This window comes from Vibrio sp. Isolate32, from assembly GCF_022397955.1.
Taxonomy (GTDB): Bacteria; Pseudomonadota; Gammaproteobacteria; order Enterobacterales; family Vibrionaceae; genus Vibrio.
This window is the reverse complement of sequence record NZ_JAKEUQ010000001.1, coordinates 172,296-190,491: the sequence shown is the minus strand read 5'-3', so window position 1 is coordinate 190,491 and position 18,196 is coordinate 172,296. Positions and strand designations below refer to the sequence as shown.

The 18,196-nt window shown below is 44.5% G+C and carries 15 protein-coding genes; 4 read left to right on the top strand and 11 right to left on the bottom strand.

Annotation, left to right across the window (positions count from 1 at the left end):
* Positions 1 to 3 precede the first annotated feature (3 nt).
* Together L1D11_RS00815 and L1D11_RS00810 are read left to right on the top strand one after the other, a co-directional pair.
* Positions 4 to 1,476: a DNA polymerase Y family protein gene (locus L1D11_RS00815; RefSeq protein WP_239833104.1), complete on the top strand. Its 1,473-nt coding sequence runs from the start codon at positions 4 to 6 to the stop codon at positions 1,474 to 1,476.
* A gap of 75 nt (positions 1,477 to 1,551) precedes the next feature.
* Positions 1,552 to 4,644, top strand: a complete 3,093-nt coding sequence (locus L1D11_RS00810) for an error-prone DNA polymerase (protein ID WP_239833103.1) — start codon at positions 1,552 to 1,554, stop codon at positions 4,642 to 4,644.
* 313 nt (positions 4,645 to 4,957) lie between these two features.
* On the opposite strand, the gene L1D11_RS00805 is transcribed toward L1D11_RS00810, so the two are convergent.
* Together L1D11_RS00805 and L1D11_RS00800 are read right to left on the bottom strand one after the other, a co-directional pair.
* On the bottom strand, positions 4,958 to 5,899 hold the full coding sequence (locus tag L1D11_RS00805) for a chemotaxis protein CheV (protein WP_239833102.1): 942 nt from the start codon (positions 5,897 to 5,899) through the stop codon (positions 4,958 to 4,960).
* A gap of 167 nt (positions 5,900 to 6,066) precedes the next feature.
* Positions 6,067 to 7,284, bottom strand: a complete 1,218-nt coding sequence (locus L1D11_RS00800; RefSeq protein WP_239833101.1) for an ROK family protein — start codon at positions 7,282 to 7,284, stop codon at positions 6,067 to 6,069.
* A 319-nt stretch (positions 7,285 to 7,603) separates the two neighbouring features.
* Here L1D11_RS00800 and pyk point away from each other — a divergent pair, with 319 nt between their 5' ends.
* Positions 7,604 to 9,049 (top strand): pyruvate kinase, encoded by a 1,446-nt coding sequence (gene pyk, locus L1D11_RS00795; protein ID WP_239833100.1) that lies wholly within the window; start codon positions 7,604 to 7,606, stop codon positions 9,047 to 9,049.
* A 146-nt stretch (positions 9,050 to 9,195) separates the two neighbouring features.
* Here pyk and L1D11_RS00790 read toward each other — a convergent pair whose 3' ends face one another.
* Together L1D11_RS00790 and L1D11_RS00785 are read right to left on the bottom strand one after the other, a co-directional pair.
* Positions 9,196 to 10,410 carry a DUF6363 domain-containing protein gene (locus tag L1D11_RS00790; RefSeq protein WP_239833099.1) on the bottom strand — a complete coding sequence of 405 codons (1,215 nt, stop codon included), beginning with the start codon at positions 10,408 to 10,410 and terminating at the stop codon, positions 9,196 to 9,198.
* A gap of 41 nt (positions 10,411 to 10,451) precedes the next feature.
* Complete coding sequence (locus L1D11_RS00785; protein WP_157618783.1) at positions 10,452 to 10,541, bottom strand: YnhF family membrane protein; 90 nt, start codon at positions 10,539 to 10,541, stop codon at positions 10,452 to 10,454.
* 145 nt (positions 10,542 to 10,686) lie between these two features.
* Between L1D11_RS00785 and L1D11_RS00780 the strand changes: the two genes are divergently transcribed.
* Positions 10,687 to 11,280: a porin family protein gene (locus tag L1D11_RS00780; protein ID WP_239833098.1), complete on the top strand. Its 594-nt coding sequence runs from the start codon at positions 10,687 to 10,689 to the stop codon at positions 11,278 to 11,280.
* 73 nt (positions 11,281 to 11,353) lie between these two features.
* On the opposite strand, the gene L1D11_RS00775 is transcribed toward L1D11_RS00780, so the two are convergent.
* From L1D11_RS00775 to pabC, 7 genes are all read right to left on the bottom strand, one after another.
* Positions 11,354 to 11,758, bottom strand: coding sequence for a hypothetical protein (locus L1D11_RS00775; protein ID WP_239833097.1), 405 nt, complete (start codon positions 11,756 to 11,758; stop codon positions 11,354 to 11,356).
* Between the two features lie 219 nt (positions 11,759 to 11,977).
* Entirely contained in the window at positions 11,978 to 13,474 is a 1,497-nt protein-coding gene (ptsG, locus tag L1D11_RS00770) for a PTS glucose transporter subunit IIBC (RefSeq protein ID WP_239833096.1), read from the bottom strand.
* A gap of 444 nt (positions 13,475 to 13,918) precedes the next feature.
* Positions 13,919 to 14,686, bottom strand: a complete 768-nt coding sequence (locus tag L1D11_RS00765) for a YchF/TatD family DNA exonuclease (RefSeq protein ID WP_171366611.1) — start codon at positions 14,684 to 14,686, stop codon at positions 13,919 to 13,921.
* The gene (locus L1D11_RS00760) at positions 14,677 to 15,642 is read right to left on the bottom strand and encodes a DNA polymerase III subunit delta' (RefSeq protein WP_239834177.1); all 966 of its coding nucleotides are present in this window, start codon (positions 15,640 to 15,642) and stop codon (positions 14,677 to 14,679) included. Before L1D11_RS00760 ends, L1D11_RS00765 begins: the two co-directional genes overlap by 10 nt.
* 6 nt (positions 15,643 to 15,648) lie before the next feature.
* Positions 15,649 to 16,281, bottom strand: a complete 633-nt coding sequence (gene tmk / locus L1D11_RS00755) for a dTMP kinase (RefSeq protein WP_239834178.1) — start codon at positions 16,279 to 16,281, stop codon at positions 15,649 to 15,651.
* A 10-nt stretch (positions 16,282 to 16,291) separates the two neighbouring features.
* Entirely contained in the window at positions 16,292 to 17,308 is a 1,017-nt protein-coding gene (gene mltG, locus L1D11_RS00750) for an endolytic transglycosylase MltG (RefSeq protein ID WP_239834179.1), read from the bottom strand.
* Complete coding sequence (gene pabC / locus L1D11_RS00745; protein WP_239834180.1) at positions 17,305 to 18,147, bottom strand: aminodeoxychorismate lyase; 843 nt, start codon at positions 18,145 to 18,147, stop codon at positions 17,305 to 17,307. The genes mltG and pabC overlap by 4 nt, the downstream gene beginning before the upstream one ends.
* Between the last annotated feature and the right edge of the window lie 49 nt (positions 18,148 to 18,196).

The window sequence follows — 18,196 nt, the reverse complement described above, 5'->3', positions numbered from 1 at the left end:
CGCATGCTGTGGCTGTATCTGTACTTTCCATCTCTGCAATTGGATACCTTGTTTAACTCAAGTGAATTAGGCTCAAACAAAGAATCACATGAGCAACCAATTATCATCGTGGATGAAAAAGATCATCGTGTGCTACAAGCTAATCAAGTCGCACTGGAATCAGGCATCACACTGGGTATGGGATTAGGGTCAGCGGCGGCGCTTTGTCATAACTTACACGTTCATCCATACAGCATTGAACTTGAGAAAAACAAACTGAAAGAGATAGCTCAATGGGCGTATCTGGTGACTTCCGACATGACTCTGTTGCCACCCAATGGCTTGTTGATTAAAGCTTCTAACATGCTATCACTTTACGATGGGCTGGATAACTACTGGCATGAGCTCAAAAGCCATATTGAAGCTCTCAACATTAAGTTCGGTTTTGCCACAGGTTACTCACCGCTTTCTGCGATCCTTCTGGGCAAACAAGCGATCAATCAAGTAACAGACAATGCTCAACAGATGAAGGCTTGGGTTAACCAACAAGCATTGAGTTCTAGTGAGTTGCCGCCTAAGCAAGTTGAGCGATTAAATCGTGTCGGTATTAATATCGTTGAAGAGCTATTGAAGCTGCCTTTACAAGAAGTCGCACGTCGCTTTGATATCGACTTGGTCAATTATGTTGGTCGCCTTAATGGGCAGTTTAAACACCCTATTGATTTCTATCACCCACCAGAAAGCTTCCAGCAATATCTGGAGCTGTTGTTTGATATAGAAAACATTCTTTTTATCGAAAAGCCACTACTGAAATTATTGAATCAGCTGGAATGCTTTTTGAAGCTACGTGACAGAGTCGCGTTTGAGCTAACACTGACTCTGCATCTCAGGGATAAAGACGACCACCATGTCTCTTTCTATTCGGCACAGGGCGACTACCTTGCTGAAAAGTGGGCTAACCTTACCCATCTCACCTTAGAGTCACTCAAGCTCACAGCCCCCGTTCAAGGGCTTACTCTCACGTTAGCTCGTCATGGAGAACCTCAAATGGCCTACCATGATCTTTTTGATGGTAATACCGGAACACTTGCTGCGTTAGATCTACTGTCACTGTTACAGGCAAAGCTAGGGCAAGCCTGTATTCAAACACCGAAAATACAGCAGGATCCTAGGCCAGAAAAAGCCAATCGCTATTCGCTTCCAACCCTGAGTAAAACCGCAGCAAAGAAACAAGCCACTTTTGAAATTGTGGAACAAGCAGCGCCGACTCTCAACATAGCTCAGCAGCGACTCAGGCCCAGTATATTGCTGCCAGAGCCCGAAGCCTTAACAGAAAGCGTTACCTTATCTCGGGGCCCTGAGCGTATTGTATCTGGGTGGTGGGATGGCGAGAAAATCATTCGTGACTACTTTATTGCTCACAGTGAAAACGGTCGATGGTTATGGGTATTTAGAACACCCGATAAACAGTGGTTTTTACACGGCTTATTTAGCTAGTCGGTAAGACTACTTACTCAATTTAAACGTCGCTTTCAATCATGTTCACTCGCAATGGTTAAGTGAGATTCCATTATGTCTCAGCAATACTCAGAGCTTTTTTGCCAAAGCAATTACTCATTCCTTGAGGGGGCTTCGCACGCAGAAGAGCTAGTTTTACAGGCCGACTTCTTACGTTACAAAGCACTCGCGGTCACCGACGAGTGCTCGGTAGCGGGCATCGTTAAGGTCCACTCTGCGCTCAAGCAACATAAACTGTCGCTCAAGCAGATTGTCGGGAGCATGTTTTGGCTAAATGACGAGTGCCAATTAGTCTTGTTATGCCCAAATAGGAAGGCCTATGCCGAGCTGTGCCGCATTATTACCAACGCGAGACGTCGTAGTAGCAAGGGACATTACCAGCTCTCTGAGTGGGATATCATGTCGGCTAAACACTGCTTTATTCTTTGGCTTCCTCAACAGAAAAATGAAGATGCACATTGGGGACAATGGCTTTCTCAGCACCACTCAGGTCGATTGTGGATTGGCTTACAACGACACCTAAAACAGACCGACCAACAATACACAAATTACTGCGTTGAGCTGTCACAGCATCACCAACTGCCAATTACCGCTTGTGGTGGTGTGTTGATGCACAATGCTAACCGCTTGCCCTTACAACACTCCCTCACTGCAATTAAGTACCAGAAACCCATTACCGAAGTGGGCAGTCACTTACTCGTTAATGCCGAGCGCTGTTTGCGAAGTATCAATAAGATCTCACATATTTTCAAAGCTGAGTGGCTAGAAGAGAGCAACCGAATTTCTGAACTGTGCGAATTTGACTTAGGTAGCCTACGTTACGAATACCCAAGTGAACTGATCCCTCAAGGTGAGACACCCATGAGTTATCTGCGCATGTTGGTCGAAAAAGGAAAACGGGATCGCTTCCCACAAGGTGTACCTAGCGACATCCAGAACATCATAGATAAAGAACTGGGGCTGATTGATGAGCTCGACTACCCGTTCTTCTTTCTCACCATTCACGACATCGTCATGTTTGCTAAAAGCCAAGGCATTCTTTATCAAGGTCGAGGTTCAGCGGCCAACTCCGTGGTTTGTTACTGCCTAGAGATCACCTCTGTCGACCCAAGGCAGATCTCAGTGCTGTTCGAACGCTTCATCAGTAAAGAGCGTAATGAGCCGCCCGATATTGATGTCGACTTTGAGCATGAACGCCGTGAAGAAATCATCCAGTACATCTATAAAAAGTATGGTCGAGAACGTGCAGCGCTTGCTGCGACGGTCATTTCTTATCGCTTCAAAAGTGCAGTAAGAGATGTAGGAAAAGCCTTGGGGCTGCAAGAAACCCAGCTTGATTACTTCATCAAGAACACCAACCGCAGAGATAAAAGCCTAGGGTGGCAGGCTCAACTCACGCTATTAGGGCTACAACCTGACTTTTTAAAAGGTCAGCAGTTTATCCATTTGGTTAATGAAATCATCGGTTTCCCACGCCACCTATCTCAACACGTGGGCGGCTTCGTGATCTCCTCTGGTCCCTTGTATGAATTGGTACCTGTCGAAAATGCAGCAATGCACGATCGCACTATTATTCAATGGGATAAAGATGATCTTGAAACTCTGGGACTGCTTAAAGTTGATGTGCTTGCTCTTGGTATGCTGTCTGCAATTCGAAAATGCTTCGACCTGATCAAGCGTATTCATGGTCGTTCATTAACGATCGCAGAGATCACTCGCCTTAAGGATGATCCTCAGGTATATGGCATCATTCAACGAGCAGACACCGTTGGCATATTCCAAATTGAGTCACGAGCACAAATGAGCATGCTGCCAAGGCTCAAACCAAGGACGTACTACGACTTGGTGATTCAAATCGCTATCGTGCGCCCAGGTCCTATTCAAGGTGACATGGTGCACCCTTATCTCAAGCGTCGTGATGGTATTGAGCCAATCAGATATCCCTCGAAAGAGGTGGAATCCGTCCTATCGCGCACTATGGGTGTACCTATATTCCAAGAGCAAGTGATAAAGCTCGCTATGGTCGCCGCAGGGTTTACAGGTGGTGAGGCGGATCAGCTCAGACGTGCGATGGCCGCTTGGAAGAAAAACGGCAACGTATTTAAATTTAAAACCAAACTCATTGAAGGCATGCAAAAGCGAGGCTATGACACTGAATTTGCGGAGCAAATCTTTAAACAGATATGTGGCTTTGGTGAGTACGGCTTCCCGGAAAGTCATTCCGCTTCGTTTGCAGTACTCGCGTATTGTTCAGCTTGGTTAAAATGCTATTACCCTGAGTGCTTCTACGCCTCCTTACTGAATAGCCAACCTATGGGGTTCTACAGCCCATCGCAATTGGTACAAGATGCTCAGCGACACAATGTGGCGATACTCCCAGTATGCGTGAATGCCTCTCAAGACAACCACACCGTTGTCTCTCAACAAAATGGTTTAGCCATACGTTTGGGAATGAGACAAATCAAAGGCTTGAGTGAGCATGGTATTCAGAGTGTACTCGCTAACCGACCGCATTCGGGTTATCGCCACCCTAGTCAGGTAAAGCAGTTATCAATCAACAAGAAAGACATTGAGCTACTTGCCTCAGCAAATGCACTTCACAACGTTTCAGGTGACCGCTTTCAAACTCGCTGGGCGATTATGGACTCGGCCTCTGATCTACCTTTGTTTAGTCAAATCGATGACAGCTTTGAAAAGGGTAATGACAAACAAGGATTGCAACAACCCAGCGAGATGCAGGATTTACTTGAGGATGTCACCAGTGTTGGGATCTCTTTGAATAAGCACCCCATCACTTTACTGGAAGAAGCTAACCGATTAGGTCGATTCACTCATATGAAAAACTTAAAACAACAACGACACAAATCCATGGTCACCGTTGTTGGGCTTGTAACGGGTAAGCAATCACCCGGAACCGCAGCAGGCGTCACCTTTGTCACACTAGAAGATAATACGGGCAATATTAATGTGGTGGTATGGGGAGCAACAGCACGCGCTCAACAGCAAGCGTATCTCACAGCCAAGGCGTTAAAGGTGCAAGGCATCCTAGAAAAAGAAGGTGAAGTGGTGCATGTAATTGCAGGGAAGCTTATCGATATTACCGATGAGATTGTTGGCTTAAAAACTAAGTCACGAGACTTTTACTAACAATTCAAGTAACTGTTTTTAAAGTAAAAATAGAAACGAAAAAGGGAAGCGCCTGCTTCCCTTTATTTCAAATTGTTGAGTTATACCTCAACGTCAGCTTCCGTACGTCTTTTCTTAAATTCCCTATATAGTAATAAGCTTAAAGTCATTACAACTTTAGACGTTAACCATATCATTAAGAGGAACTACCTTAAATTGTGCGTGAAAAGTTACGTGAGTAGTTGAGCATATTTTGTTACAAGAAATATGCTGCGCCAATAATAGCAAACGTTTTCCATAAGATCACTCAAAACAGACTGCATGTCGGTATAATTTACAAAATCTGACGCATACGCTCTTGAGTTACCTCAACCAACAAGTCAGGTTGGAACTTAGAAATGAAGCGGTTACACCCTACTTTCTCCACCATTGCTTCATTAAAACTTCCGCTTAATGAAGTATTTAGTGTAATAAACAGGTCGTGCATTCTCGGGTCCGATCGCACTTCATGTGTCAGTTTATAGCCGTCCATTTCAGGCATTTCAGCATCGGTGATCATCAACAATATTTCTTGATTGATGTCTTTACCTTCATCACACCAGCCCTTAAGTAAGGTCAGTGCTTCTAAACCATCACAACATTCAATAATGTTCAAACCCAGTTGCGATAAGGTACCTTTAATCTGGTTACGCGCGGTTGAAGAGTCATCAACGATAAGTACATTACGCCCTATCATCTCTTGAGCTAACTGCTCATCTAACACACCTTCAGAGATCGACACATCGTAATCGATGATCTCAGCCAACACCTTTTCAACGTCGATGATCTCAACGATTTTGTGCTGATCTTCTTCTTGAATATGTGTGATAGCGGTTAAGTAATTAGCGCGACCTGTTGTCTTTGGTGGTGGCTGAATTTCTGTCCACATTGTATTAACGATATTGCGAACTTGCCCAACCAAAAAGCCTTGTACGGTTCGGTTGTACTCCGTAATGATCAAGTTACTCTCTTGCGATTCAGCACGCGATGGCGGAAAGCCAATAGCGCCACGCAGATCAATCACAGGCACAGATTCGCCTCGCAAAGAAGCTACACCCGTAATGTGATGATGAGATCCAGGTAAACGAGTAAGTACCGGCACTTTTAGCACTTCTTTAACTTTAAATACGTTAATCGCAAATAATTGACGACTATTTAAGCTGAATAACAAGAGCTCCAGACGGTTTTCACCAACCAGTTTCGTTCTCTGATCAACCGAATTTAAAACGCCAGACATACAACACCTTAGTGACAAATAATAACTGTGGCTACAATAGCCTACTTCAATAGGTTAAAGCAAAGTGCTAATGCACAGATTGCTTAAACTAAATACAATAAATGCTGTTATACAAAGCTTAAGTACATGGAAAGGTTCGAGGGAAGGCTAAAAGAAGAGAAAAAGAGTTAGCCTTCAATAACTTTCATTAACAACTGACCGTCATAAAGAGCCTGCTTGATAAGCGCAGCACCTGGCATCGTTGCTTGTTTGTAGAATCGAGATTCCACCAGCTCTAAATCTTGGTGGTAAACCGATAAGCTCTGCTCTTCGATACACGTCTGAATCGCAGGGTACAGAACGCTCTTAGCTTGGTTAATGACACCACCGACTAAGATTTTCTCTGGGTTGAATAGGTTAATCACAATGGCAATCGCTGAACCTAGGTAACGGCCTAACTGCTCAATCACTTCAACCGCCAGCGGATCACCATCAGCCGCAGCAGCACAGATTTGTTCAATCGTGACATCTTCAAAAGCAGTCAACGTGGATTCCTCACCATTGGCTAAACGCTCTTTCACTTGCTCACGAATCGCCTGTGAACTCGCAACCGTCTCTAAGCAGCCTCGGTTACCACAATGACACAGCTTACCTTCCTTATCGATCTGGATATGACCCAATTCACCGATGTTTCCGTGACGACCTTGCAAAACGCGGCCATCAAGAATAATCCCGGCACCTAAGCCGTGGTGAATAGAAATTAAGACAGAATTGTCATTGTCTTGAGAGTTACCAAACAGCTTCTCAGCTAATGCCCAAGCACGAGTATCATTGGCAATAAAAACCGGCAAGCCCGTCTCTTTGTAGATCTCAGGGCCCAAAGCTAAGTTTTCGACATTATAATGCGGCATTTGCAGCACAATACCCTGCTCTGAATTCACAAGGCCAGGAAGCGTGATCGCGATACTGGTTACCCTGTCGAGCTGCTCAGCATAAGTTTGGAAGAATTCGTCGATTTCGTGAAGGAGACGCGCAAGCACATCATCTTGGTCGCGTTCGTGAATGTCGATCTTAGTATCGATAAGTACATCGCCGCCCAACTCATGAAGCGCGATAGTGAGATACCCGCGTCCAAGGCGCATCGACAAGAATTGCCAACCTTCATTGTTGGTTTGCAAGCCCACAGCAGGACGTCCACGAGTTGTGGCTTCTTGAACCGTCGTTTCATGGATAAGGTGCGCTTCCATGAGTTCACGGGTAATTTTGGTAATACTCGCCGGAGCCAACTCACTTTGTTTGGACAGATCGATACGAGAAATAGGACCTTTAAGGTCAATTAGTTTATATACACGACCAGCATTGACCTGTTTGATATGATCAATATGGCCCGGTTGAGCCATGTACATTTTACGCTCCAGAAATCATCAACGGGATAATTTTTTTACTTTGCGAAGTAATTGTGAAGTCACTTGGTATATCGCCGTGACCAGTATCACGTATATACATGAATCTTTGTGTATCGAGTCAAATAGTTTAAGGAAAATTAACACCCACATCGATAATTTGCGACTTAATTTTCAGAATAAAACATCGCGTTTGAGCCCTGAATTCAATAATTAAGGGCAAATACAGAAATATCCTCTTAGCTCCCAATAAATTATCAATTAATGCATATACTTAATTCAGTCTTTTAAAAAGATTACAGGCCTCACTCTAGGAGTATTCATGACAGCTGAATTAAGAAAAACGAAAATCGTCACAACGCTAGGCCCATCTACCGATAAAGGCAACGTGCTTGAAGAGATCATCAAGGCCGGTGCCAATATTGTTCGTATGAACTTCTCCCATGGCAGCAGCGACGACCATATACAACGTGCAGAAAAAGTCAGAGCAATCGCAAAAAAACTGGGGACACAAATTGCTATCCTCGGCGACCTTCAAGGTCCCAAGATTCGTGTGTCGACATTCAGAGATGGAAAGATTCAACTGGTTGTTGGTGATGAATTCACTCTCGACAGCAGCCTAGGTTTAGGTGAAGGCGACCAGCAAGCCGTAGGTCTCGACTACAAAGAGCTGCCGAACGATGTCTCAGCCGGAGACGTTCTGTTACTTGATGATGGACGAGTGCAACTTAAAGTCACCAAGGTCGAAGGTTGCCGCGTTCATACCGAAGTCATCATAGGTGGCCCGCTATCCAACAACAAAGGCATCAACAAAAAAGGCGGTGGGCTTTCTGCAGAAGCGCTAACCGACAAAGACAAACGAGACATCGTCACCGCCGCCCAAATCCAAGTCGATTACCTCGCCGTCTCTTTCCCACGTAACGGCGAAGACATGCACTACGCTCGTCAACTTGCGCGTGAAGCAGGCTTAGAAGCTCACCTTGTCGCCAAAGTAGAGCGAGCAGAGACGGTATCGACCGTTGAGAACATGGATGACATCATAATGGCTTCAGATGTTGTCATGGTGGCTCGTGGTGACCTCGGAGTAGAAATTGGAGACCCAGAGTTAGTCGGTGTACAAAAACAGCTTATACGCCGTGCTAGGGCTCTTAACCGCACTATCATTACTGCAACTCAGATGATGGAATCAATGATCTCCGCTCCAATGCCTACCCGTGCTGAAGTAATGGATGTAGCGAACGCTGTGCTTGATGGTACTGATGCGGTAATGCTGTCTGGTGAAACTGCTGCGGGGCAATATCCAGTAGAGACTGTCAAATCGATGGCTGAAGTGTGTGTGGGTGCCGAGAAAATGGCAAACGTCAATCAGTCCAACTACCGAATTGACCGCACTTTCGTGACAGCAGAAGAAACAGTATCAATGGCAACCATCTACTCTGCCAACCACATGGAAGGCATTAAAGGTGTAGTCACGCTGACTGAGTCTGGGCGCACTGCTTTGATGATGTCTCGCTTAAGTGCTGACATGCCTATCTACGCTCTGTCTCGTAACGAAGGAACGCTAAACCGTTGTACCTTATATCGAGGCGTAACACCTATCTACTTTGAGACAGAAGCCAAAGACAGCTTTGACATTGCACTATCAACACTTGCTTGCCTAAAAGAGAAAGGACACCTCAAGTTTGGTGATCTCGTGATCATTACTCAAGGCGATATCATGGACGTGGCTGGCTCAACCAACTGTATGAGAATCCTACCTGTCACCTAGCTAAAAGCAGTTGAAGCCAATAAGTAGCGACAACATGAGATAAAAGTAAAAGGGTTATCGAACTAAGTTCAATAACCCTTTTTCATTTCAGTACATGACGAGCTATATATGCAAACCACGAAGCTAGCTATAGCATTCCGCACGCATTATTTATCTATAACAACGCTTGCCAGCTGCGGCATGTGCGAACAGCGAGCGTTTTCCGTTGTTGTATAAATTTCAACGAATCGGTAGCCAGCTTCTAAACCCAATTCGTAATCATGGAGCAAGTCTTCTTTGTCACTCATTAAAGAGCTCGATTTTAACGGTTTACTTGGCGCGATCTGCACCACAAAGGCATCGTCTGGAGGAGAATTCAAAAAGTCTTGAGTCAACGAGTAGGTTTGATAATGCACCATCAACATGTCGGCCAACCCAGAATCAAACTTATCACCAATTAAATGGCTTAAACGGTAAATATCATCAGCGCCAAACAACCATCGGCCGCCATTAAGCAAATCTAAATGCCCACGGTCTCGCTTCTGTTCTTTGGAGCGAAAGATCTGCTGTTGAAAGAAAGTGCTCCAGTCCGATTTCCATTGCTCCACTTTTTGTTGCCAATGGTCTTGAACACTATCAAACGATTCTCGGAACCATTCAAGCTCCTCGGCGGTTACCGGTTTAGGTGCTTGAATTTTCTGTTGCTGCTGCGGCGCTTGAACTAGCGGCCTCCCCTCTTCATCCGTTACTGGTTCAGTACGAATCACCACTATAGAACGAGCTTGCCTACGCCAAGCTTCTTGAACGGGAATAGAGGCAGACACACCGCCATCCACATAAGCGCTATCACCAATCAAGATCTCATCATTGTATAAACGAGGGATAGCACAAGTCGCAATCATCACCTTGTACCAATCGTCTCCCAACAGAGGAAAATAGTGATCTCGTAAATCTTTAGAATCCGTAACCGCTGCATAGAAGTGGCGTTCACCTAAGGTTTGCCGCCCTAAATCAAGATCGAGCTTATAAGGGTAAGCCATGATTTGCTCTAAGGCCCACTCAAGCCCTAAATTCTTCCTGTGCCGTATGTAAGAGAACAGATTAAAGAACTCTGGAGACGTGGTTAGGTCAAGGACAAAAGAACGCCCTAAGCCTTTATCACGGCACAAATAGGCACATAAGTTAAGGGCACCTGCTGAGGTTCCGAAAAATTCATCGAAGGGGTCAAAATTATAAAGGAGAAAAGCGTCGAGAACGCCTGAGGTAAAAATACTTCTCTGTCCGCCACCTTGAGCGACCAGTGCTGTTTTACCAGCAATAAACTTAGCGTAATAATCTAAGTCTATTGCTGTATCAATATTGGTTACAATCCCACTATTCATTATTCCCTGAGTATGAAAACTCAGCCTCGCAATAAATGGTATTAACTACCAATCGCAATAAAGCCAAATGAAAGAATGATGAAGTAAATAAACGCTGTAATTTGTAGGGCATTTTTCAGATTATGTTCCATAGGCACCTCTGGCTTATTATTAATTTGTCGAGTCTCTATTTAAGTACTATCAGGTGTGTGAAGTATCTTCAAGAATCGTCGAAATTAGTCGCACGATATTGATGTAACCATCACAATTAGTAGGTGTATGGATAAGGATATACTCATGAATAACAAAGTAAATATGTCGATGTTGGTTGCGCTTCTCTCGGCTTCGAGTGTTTATGCCTCGCCGGAGATCATTATTACTCCGATGGTTGGTTATACCAGCGGTGGTAGTGTCGAAGATCAAGATGGCAAAACCTATGACATGAAAGGATCTGAAAACTACACCTTTGCGATTGAGACACCACTTGAGAAAGGACGTATTGGTTTCTTTTACTCAAACCAAAGCTCTGAGCTGGAAACGCTAAACCTGAGCTCCTCGATCCAATATCTGCACTTTCAAAGTAGCATTTATTATCCGACTTCCTCGGTATTGTCTGGATACCTAGGCTTAGGCCTTGGCGCCTCATATGTCGATGTGGATTGGGCGAAAGATAAATACGGCTTCTCTACGTCAATCTTTGGCGGCTTAGAGTATAAATTGAGCGATCGCTTAGCGCTTAATACCCAAGTTCGTTGGTTGGGTACGGTGGTTGATAACGACACATCCGGTGTGTGTAACATCCCTAGCAAAGGTCAGGACTGTATTATCCGCTTTGATACCGACTGGATGAACCAATTCCAAGCTAATGTCGGGTTAAGTTTTACTTTCTAGATAGTAATAAATCAAAAAATGAAAAAGCCAGCGTATCGCTGGCTTTTTGCTGTAGCTAATTTGAAGTTCAACCTTAGAACTTGTAGGTTAAGCCCAGAGCACCACCTAGCTGCAGTTCAACGCCTTTGTACATGTCGAGTTCTGGGTGAAGCTGTGCGTACGCATTCCAACCTTCGTAGAAGTTCACTTTGACACCTAACGGTAAACGCAAACCAAAGCCGTCATTCCACTCTGCCCATGCACCCGCACCAACATACCAGGTCAATGGCGCTTCTGTCTCAAACTGACCACGCTTCCAAATATAATCAAATGCAGCACCGTCATTGCCAACAGTGACACGGTATTTCTGGTCAAACTCAACAACGGCACTCAGATCTTGGTCAACGGCTAAACCAACTTCTAACGCAGGAGCTTCAGAAGCATGAGCAAACGAGGTGAGGCTGCCGCACATAAGGCCAATCAAGTAACGATGTTTCATAGTATTCTCAAACTGTTTCAGAAAGCGGTAGGTTAATTAAAAACCAACACCATTTGTCATCATAAAGTTAAAGATAGCAGACCACCAAAGATGATGAGCATAGGTGAACAGTTTCAAATAAATGGTAAATAACTGAGAGATAAAAGAATAAGCCTGATGAAACAGTAGAAAACAAAAAAGAGGCCTTTAGGCCTCCTTTCAATTTGTTGAATCAGTGAATTAACCGTTGTTACGGATCCACTCATCCATGTCTGTTTTCAGGTTGTCAGATTTAGTACCGAAGATAGCTTGTACGCCACCCGCTACTACTACAACACCTGCAGCGCCTAGTTTCTTCAGCTTGTCTTGGTCAACAACTGCTGTATCAGCAACTGCGACACGTAGACGAGTAATACAAGCGTCAAGACCAGTGATGTTCGCTTTGCCACCGAATGCAGCAACTAACTCACCAGCAAGTTCAGAACCAGTCGCAACTGCTTCGTCTTCTGACTCGTCTTCACGGCCTGGAGTTTTAAGGTCTAGAGCTTTAATCACAGTGCGGAATACGATGTAGTAGATTGCAGCGTAAGCAATACCACAAACAATCATTAGACCCATCTTAGACGCGTGGCCAGATAGAACTAGGAAGTCGATTAGACCATGTGAGAAAGATGTACCGTGTACAAAACCTAGAGTGTTCGCAAGAACGTAAGCAGAACCCGCTAGTAGAGCGTGGATTGCGTACAGTACTGGAGCAACAAATAGGAATGAAAATTCGATTGGTTCAGTGATACCCGTTAGGAATGAAGTTAACGCAGCAGAAGCCATGATACCCATTACTTTGGCACGGTTTTCAGGCTTAGCTGAGTGTGCAATCGCGATTGCAGCAGCAGGTAGACCAAACATCTTGAACATGTAACCACCAGCTAGCTGACCGAAGCCATTGCCCGCTGCACGAGACGCATCATCAGCGACTAGGTAACAAGTAAGAACACCATTTTGAGTTTCGCCAGCAGCATTGATACATTCACCAGCTTGGAAGAAGAAAGGAACATTCCAAACGTGATGAAGGCCAAATGGAATCAAAGAACGTTCAACAACACCGTAAATACCAAACGCAACTTGTGGGTTTTGGTGAACAGCCCAATCAGAAAAAGCCTGCATTACGGCCGCCACAGGAGGCCACACGACAGACAGAATTAGTGCGAGGGCAATGGCAAGAAAGCCCGTTACAATAGGTACCGCACGCTTACCAGAGAAAAAACCCAAGTATTCAGGAAGTTGTACTCTAAAGAAGCGGTTAAACGCCCAAGCTGTCAAACCGCCGATGAGGATGCCACCAAATACACCTGTATCATAACGTTTTTCGATCAGCATTATGGCTAAGTCATCTAAGCTCGTACCAGCTGCCAACGCTGCTTCCTTAGCAGACGAAACATCTAGACCAGCCATTACAGCGAGTATTGCGGCCATGATCCCATAACCAACGATAGCAGCTAAAGCTGCCACACCGTCGTTGTTAGTAAAACCAAGCGCTACACCTACTGCGAACAACAACCCCATTTGACCAAATACTGAACCACCGGCTTGTTCCATTAAGTTTGAAACAATTTCTGGAATGAAAGAAAGATCTGCTGCACCGACACCTAGCAAAATACCCGCAACTGGTAAAACTGATACTGGAAGCATCAGAGACTTACCAACTTTTTGCAGGCTAGCAAAAAGGTTCTTAAACATGTTTATGCTCCTGATAAAGATAAAATAATTATATGGGTTCTAACGGCACACCCCCGTAGCCTATATGTTAGCACCCAGTGAAAATGTAACCATGTATTGCATTATATTTTCTGCCGCTAAATATATATTGATGCAGAACTAACTTTCTAGTGACTTACGAAATTTAGTTTCAAAACACGTCTTGGATCACATGTCAAATTTAGAAATGCAATGGTTTACAACAAAATAAATCATTGATATTAAATCATATTTTTGAAAGTCATTATTATTTTACTGGGTAAATAAAATAAGAGTGAATGTTATTTTTAGTAACAAAATTACAAATGTTATAATTCACGCTCCCAAGTTCAACATAATTCGTAAACATTAAAAAAAACGTATTTTTTGGTGATCAAAAACACAAAAAGGGAGCTTTCGCTCCCTTTTATTTGTTTAGTTCATTTTTTATCGCAAAAAAAGTTTCTGGTAATTTTTGGTCGTTTGTTCAGCAACCTCTTTCATCGAAATGCCCTTCAACTGCGCAATATAGGCTGCCACCTCAACGACATATGCAGGCTGATTCTGCTTTCCGCGATATGGGATTGGCGCCAAATATGGAGAGTCCGTTTCAATTAGTAGCCTATCTAACGGTAGGTTTTTAACAACCTCTTTAAGTTCTGTTGCTTGCTTAAAGGTCACAATGCCTGAAATTGAAATATAGAACCCTAATTCCATAGCCGCTTCAGCAAACGCCTGATCTTCAGTAAAACAGTGGATGACACCACCGCACTTCTCTGCGCCACCGTCACGAAGAATCGCAAGCGTATCTTCACGCGCATTACGAGTGTGAATGATCAAAGGCTTGTTCAGTTCTACCGCTAGCTCAACATGCTGTTTGAATCGCAGTTGCTGCAATTCCGCAGTTTCAGGTTGATAGTGGTAATCTAAGCCGGTTTCACCTATCGCAACCACTTTAGGGTTACTCGCGTATTCACGCATTCTTTCAAGGCTGAAATCACTTTCAACATCAAGAGGATGGACGCCACAAGACGCTTTAACGTTATCAAACGGCGCTATCATTTCGAGCATGTTTTCAAACGAATCTAGTGTCACACCCACAGAAAGTAGTTGGTCAACATTCGCTGCTTTCGCTTTGTTAACGACATCTTCTACACTGGTGTGTAAATCTTGGTAATCCAGCTTGTCTAAATGACAGTGGGAATCTACGAACATGTTTCCTCGCAAGTGGCTATCAGCCAATTCATTATGAGTAGCTCCGTATTGAGCCCAGGGTGTTGCTTCAACTGCTCAATCAGTATCAACAGTTTATGTGCTGCAGTATAGGCGCTTTGGTAAGACATCACCTCACACAGCGCGTTAGCACTTGGGGTCATGGCATTATTTGCCAAACCGAAATGCAACTTCTGTACATCTGAAAGTAAGTGCCATAACCAACCAAGCTGCATCAAAGGATCTTTAGCAAGTTCAGTCGAGAACTTAAGCATGTCAGGCTGAGTGCCTTTGACGATATGAACGAAACCGTCGAATACTTTCTCGGAAGCCTCTACACCGCCTTCTTCAAACATCGCTTTCGCTTTCAACGGCGCATTATCGTTGAGTGCCAAAATATACGGTGGCACAGCCTTACCTACTTCCCCATCAAGCCATGCTGAGCCCGCTTCCAATTGTGGGCTCACCACATTGAATTGCTGACAGCGACTGATGATGGTTGGCATTAGGCGATTGCTGTTACGAGTCGACAGAATGAAAATACACTGGCTTGATGGCTCTTCGAGAGTTTTCAGCAAAGCATTGGAAGCCGACTCATTCATCACCTCAGCAGGTTCAAGTAAGATAACGCGTAAACCGCCCAACTGAGATGATTCTTGAGCCCAGCGATTGCTAGCACGTACTTGATCAACCGTGATCGATTTGCCTTCTTTCTCTGGCGAGATGACATGAAAATCTGGATGGCTACCCGATTTCATCAATTCACAGCTGTGGCAAAAACCACACGCCTCACTTTCATAGTTTGTGCACATTAATGCATCGGTAAGTTGGCCAATGAGAGCATCAACGCCCAACCCTTGCGGCGCATTAACAATCACAGAATTCGGAAAACGCTCAGCATCGAGGTTTTTTTTCCACTCACTCCAAACTGGCGTGAGCCAAGAATACACTTCCGCCATGGCTACCTACTGTTGGTCTAGCCACGAACTAAGCGCTTGCTTAATATCCGCGGCTACTTGTTCTATTTCTTGCTCTGCATTGATCACAAGAACCGAGTCATCTTGTGCTGCGATCTCAAGGTAACGTTCACGCGTGCGATCGAAGAAAGAGATATCCATCTTTTCGATTCTATCTAGCTCACCACGGCCACGTGCACGCTCAAGCCCTACTCTAGGGTCTAAGTCCAAGTATAGAGTTAAATCAGGCTTAAAATCGCCTAGCGTGGTTGCTTTCAATGATTCCATTGTCGTGCGAGCGATCTGGCGACCACCACCTTGATACGCTTGAGAAGACATATCATGACGATCACCTAATACCCATTTACCGCTATCTAAAGCCGGCTTAATCACGTTTTCGACTAATTGAACACGTGCAGCATACATCAGCAGTAACTCAGTCATGTCTTGAAGCTTTTCGCCTTCGTGCTCTTCTTTAACCAATGAACGCATCTTTTCTGCCAACACCGTACCGCCAGGTTCACGAGTGTTTACGAGCTCTTCAACACCAGAAGATTTCAATGTCTCAACGATAGCATTGATAGCTGTACTTTTACCCGCACCTTCAAGGCCTTCAACCACGATAAATTTCGACTGATTCATAATTCGTTCTTTATTTGTTTTTTCTTAATTGTTTTAAGTAAGCTCGTACTGCACGGTTGTGCTCAGCCAAACTCTTTGAAAATACATGCCCACCAGTGCCACTCGCGACAAAATAGAGGTAGTTGCTCTTTTCTGGGTTCAGAGCCGCATTAATTGACGCTCGACCCGCCATAGCAATCGGTGTTGGCGGCAGGCCACTCATGGTGTATGTGTTGTATGGCGTTGGGGTTCTTAAATCTTTCTTACGGATGTTACCATCGTAGCTATCGCCCATTCCGTAAATCACCGTAGGGTCCGTTTGAAGACGCATACGCTTGTTCAAACGGTTAACGAACACAGATGACACGCGCTCACGCTCTGAAGCAACGGCAGTCTCTTTCTCAATGATAGATGCCAAAGTCAGAGCTTCATAAGGTGACTTAAGAGGCAGTTTGTCCGCTCTCTTTTCCCACTCATCGTTCACAACGTTCATGAGATCGCGATGCGCACGCTTTAGCAAATCTAAATCTGTAGTGCCGTAGGTATAGTGGTAAGTTTCCGCTAAGAACAGACCTTCTAGCTTCTCATTTTCAATACCCAGCTTTTCAGCAATCTCTTTTTCAGACAAACCATCAAGCGTTTGTTGAATAAACTCGTTGTTCTTTAACTGAACAAGCCACTCGTCAAAACGACTGCCTTCAACAAAGGTGATAGTAAACTGATGCTCTTTCCCTTCAACAAGAACCTGTAGCGCTTGCTCAAGCGTTAAACCCGGCTCTAGCAGGAAAGTCCCCGCTTTAACATCAACAAGCTCAGGGTGAAGCTTGCGGATTAATTTCTCATAAGGAGATGCCTCAAATAGGCCCTCATTGATTAACTGAGCCAGCACGCGGTTAAAGCTGCTGCCTGAAGCAACGGTAACTACCTGCGGCTTTTCTAATTGAATAACTTGTTTCAGGTTATCTTGCGCTTGGTTGTAAACGTAAAACCCGGCAACGCCAGCTGCGATGAGGCACAAGATAATAAAAATAAATAACTTTTTGATCACGAGTTTAGTTGTCCTTGAAGGCTACGAGTAACCGTTCCAATGTCGAATTGGGTTTCACTAATACGGGTAACAGGGGCAACCCCTAAAATGGAGTTGGTGATGAAAACCTCATCGGCTTGCATGAGTTGAGGTAAGCAATAGTCACCAATAGTAACGGAAAGTTCAGTTTGATTCAGCGTCGTTAACACTTGCTTACGCATAACGCCTGCAACACCACTTTGGGTAAGCTGCGGAGTATAAATGACCTCACCTTGACGCCAAAATAGATTGGCCATGGTGGTTTCAATCACATTGCCTGAGATATCAAGAACCAAACCGTCGACTTCACCAGCCTGGTCCATTTCATCCTTCATCAATACTTGCTCTAAACGATTATTATGTTTGTGACCTGCAAGCAATGGACTCAAACCGAGTGCTTGACGACAAACTCCGAGCTCAACTCCGTTGTCTTGCCATGCTTTATAATGACTTGGGTAATCAAACGTACTAATGGTAATCGTTGGCTTAGCAATGTTCTTGGTGCTGTAGCCTCTCCCACCAGCACCACGGCTAACATGCAGCTTTATTCCGACTTTTCTACTATGAGACTTGTTTTCACTTTCGTGGTGGCAGTTTTGGATGTGTTGAATTGCACTATCGAGCCACGCGTTAACCACATTCCAATCTAATGCAGAAATACGTAACGCTTTTAGACATTCATCGACACGATACTGATGGTCGTGAAAGTGCTGGATCTCACCATTTTGGACAAGCATAGTCGTAAAACAGCCGTCTCCATATTGAAACGAGCGATCCAAGATGTCGATAGTTTGCTGGCTTTCTCCGTCAACCCAAAACATGTTTTTCCCCATAAAAAGAAACGGCTCAATGCTAAGCATCAAGCCGTTT

Coding starts and splice junctions, on each gene's coding strand:
- L1D11_RS00775 (WP_239833097.1), bottom strand. CDS start 11,758: ATGAAACATCGTTACTTGATTGGCCTTATGTGCGGCAGCCTCACCTCG.
- L1D11_RS00800 (WP_239833101.1), bottom strand. CDS start 7,284: ATGTACATGGCTCAACCGGGCCATATTGATCATATCAAACAGGTCAAT.
- L1D11_RS00785 (WP_157618783.1), bottom strand. CDS start 10,541: ATGGAACATAATCTGAAAAATGCCCTACAAATTACAGCGTTTATTTAC.
- L1D11_RS00760 (WP_239834177.1), bottom strand. CDS start 15,642: ATGGCGGAAGTGTATTCTTGGCTCACGCCAGTTTGGAGTGAGTGGAAA.
- L1D11_RS00815 (WP_239833104.1), top strand. CDS start 4: ATGCTGTGGCTGTATCTGTACTTTCCATCTCTGCAATTGGATACCTTG.
- L1D11_RS00805 (WP_239833102.1), bottom strand. CDS start 5,899: ATGTCTGGCGTTTTAAATTCGGTTGATCAGAGAACGAAACTGGTTGGT.
- pyk (WP_239833100.1), top strand. CDS start 7,604: ATGACAGCTGAATTAAGAAAAACGAAAATCGTCACAACGCTAGGCCCA.
- ptsG (WP_239833096.1), bottom strand. CDS start 13,474: ATGTTTAAGAACCTTTTTGCTAGCCTGCAAAAAGTTGGTAAGTCTCTG.
- L1D11_RS00810 (WP_239833103.1), top strand. CDS start 1,552: ATGTCTCAGCAATACTCAGAGCTTTTTTGCCAAAGCAATTACTCATTC.
- pabC (WP_239834180.1), bottom strand. CDS start 18,147: ATGTTTTGGGTTGACGGAGAAAGCCAGCAAACTATCGACATCTTGGAT.
- L1D11_RS00780 (WP_239833098.1), top strand. CDS start 10,687: ATGAATAACAAAGTAAATATGTCGATGTTGGTTGCGCTTCTCTCGGCT.
- L1D11_RS00790 (WP_239833099.1), bottom strand. CDS start 10,410: ATGAATAGTGGGATTGTAACCAATATTGATACAGCAATAGACTTAGAT.
- tmk (WP_239834178.1), bottom strand. CDS start 16,281: ATGAATCAGTCGAAATTTATCGTGGTTGAAGGCCTTGAAGGTGCGGGT.
- L1D11_RS00765 (WP_171366611.1), bottom strand. CDS start 14,686: ATGTTCGTAGATTCCCACTGTCATTTAGACAAGCTGGATTACCAAGAT.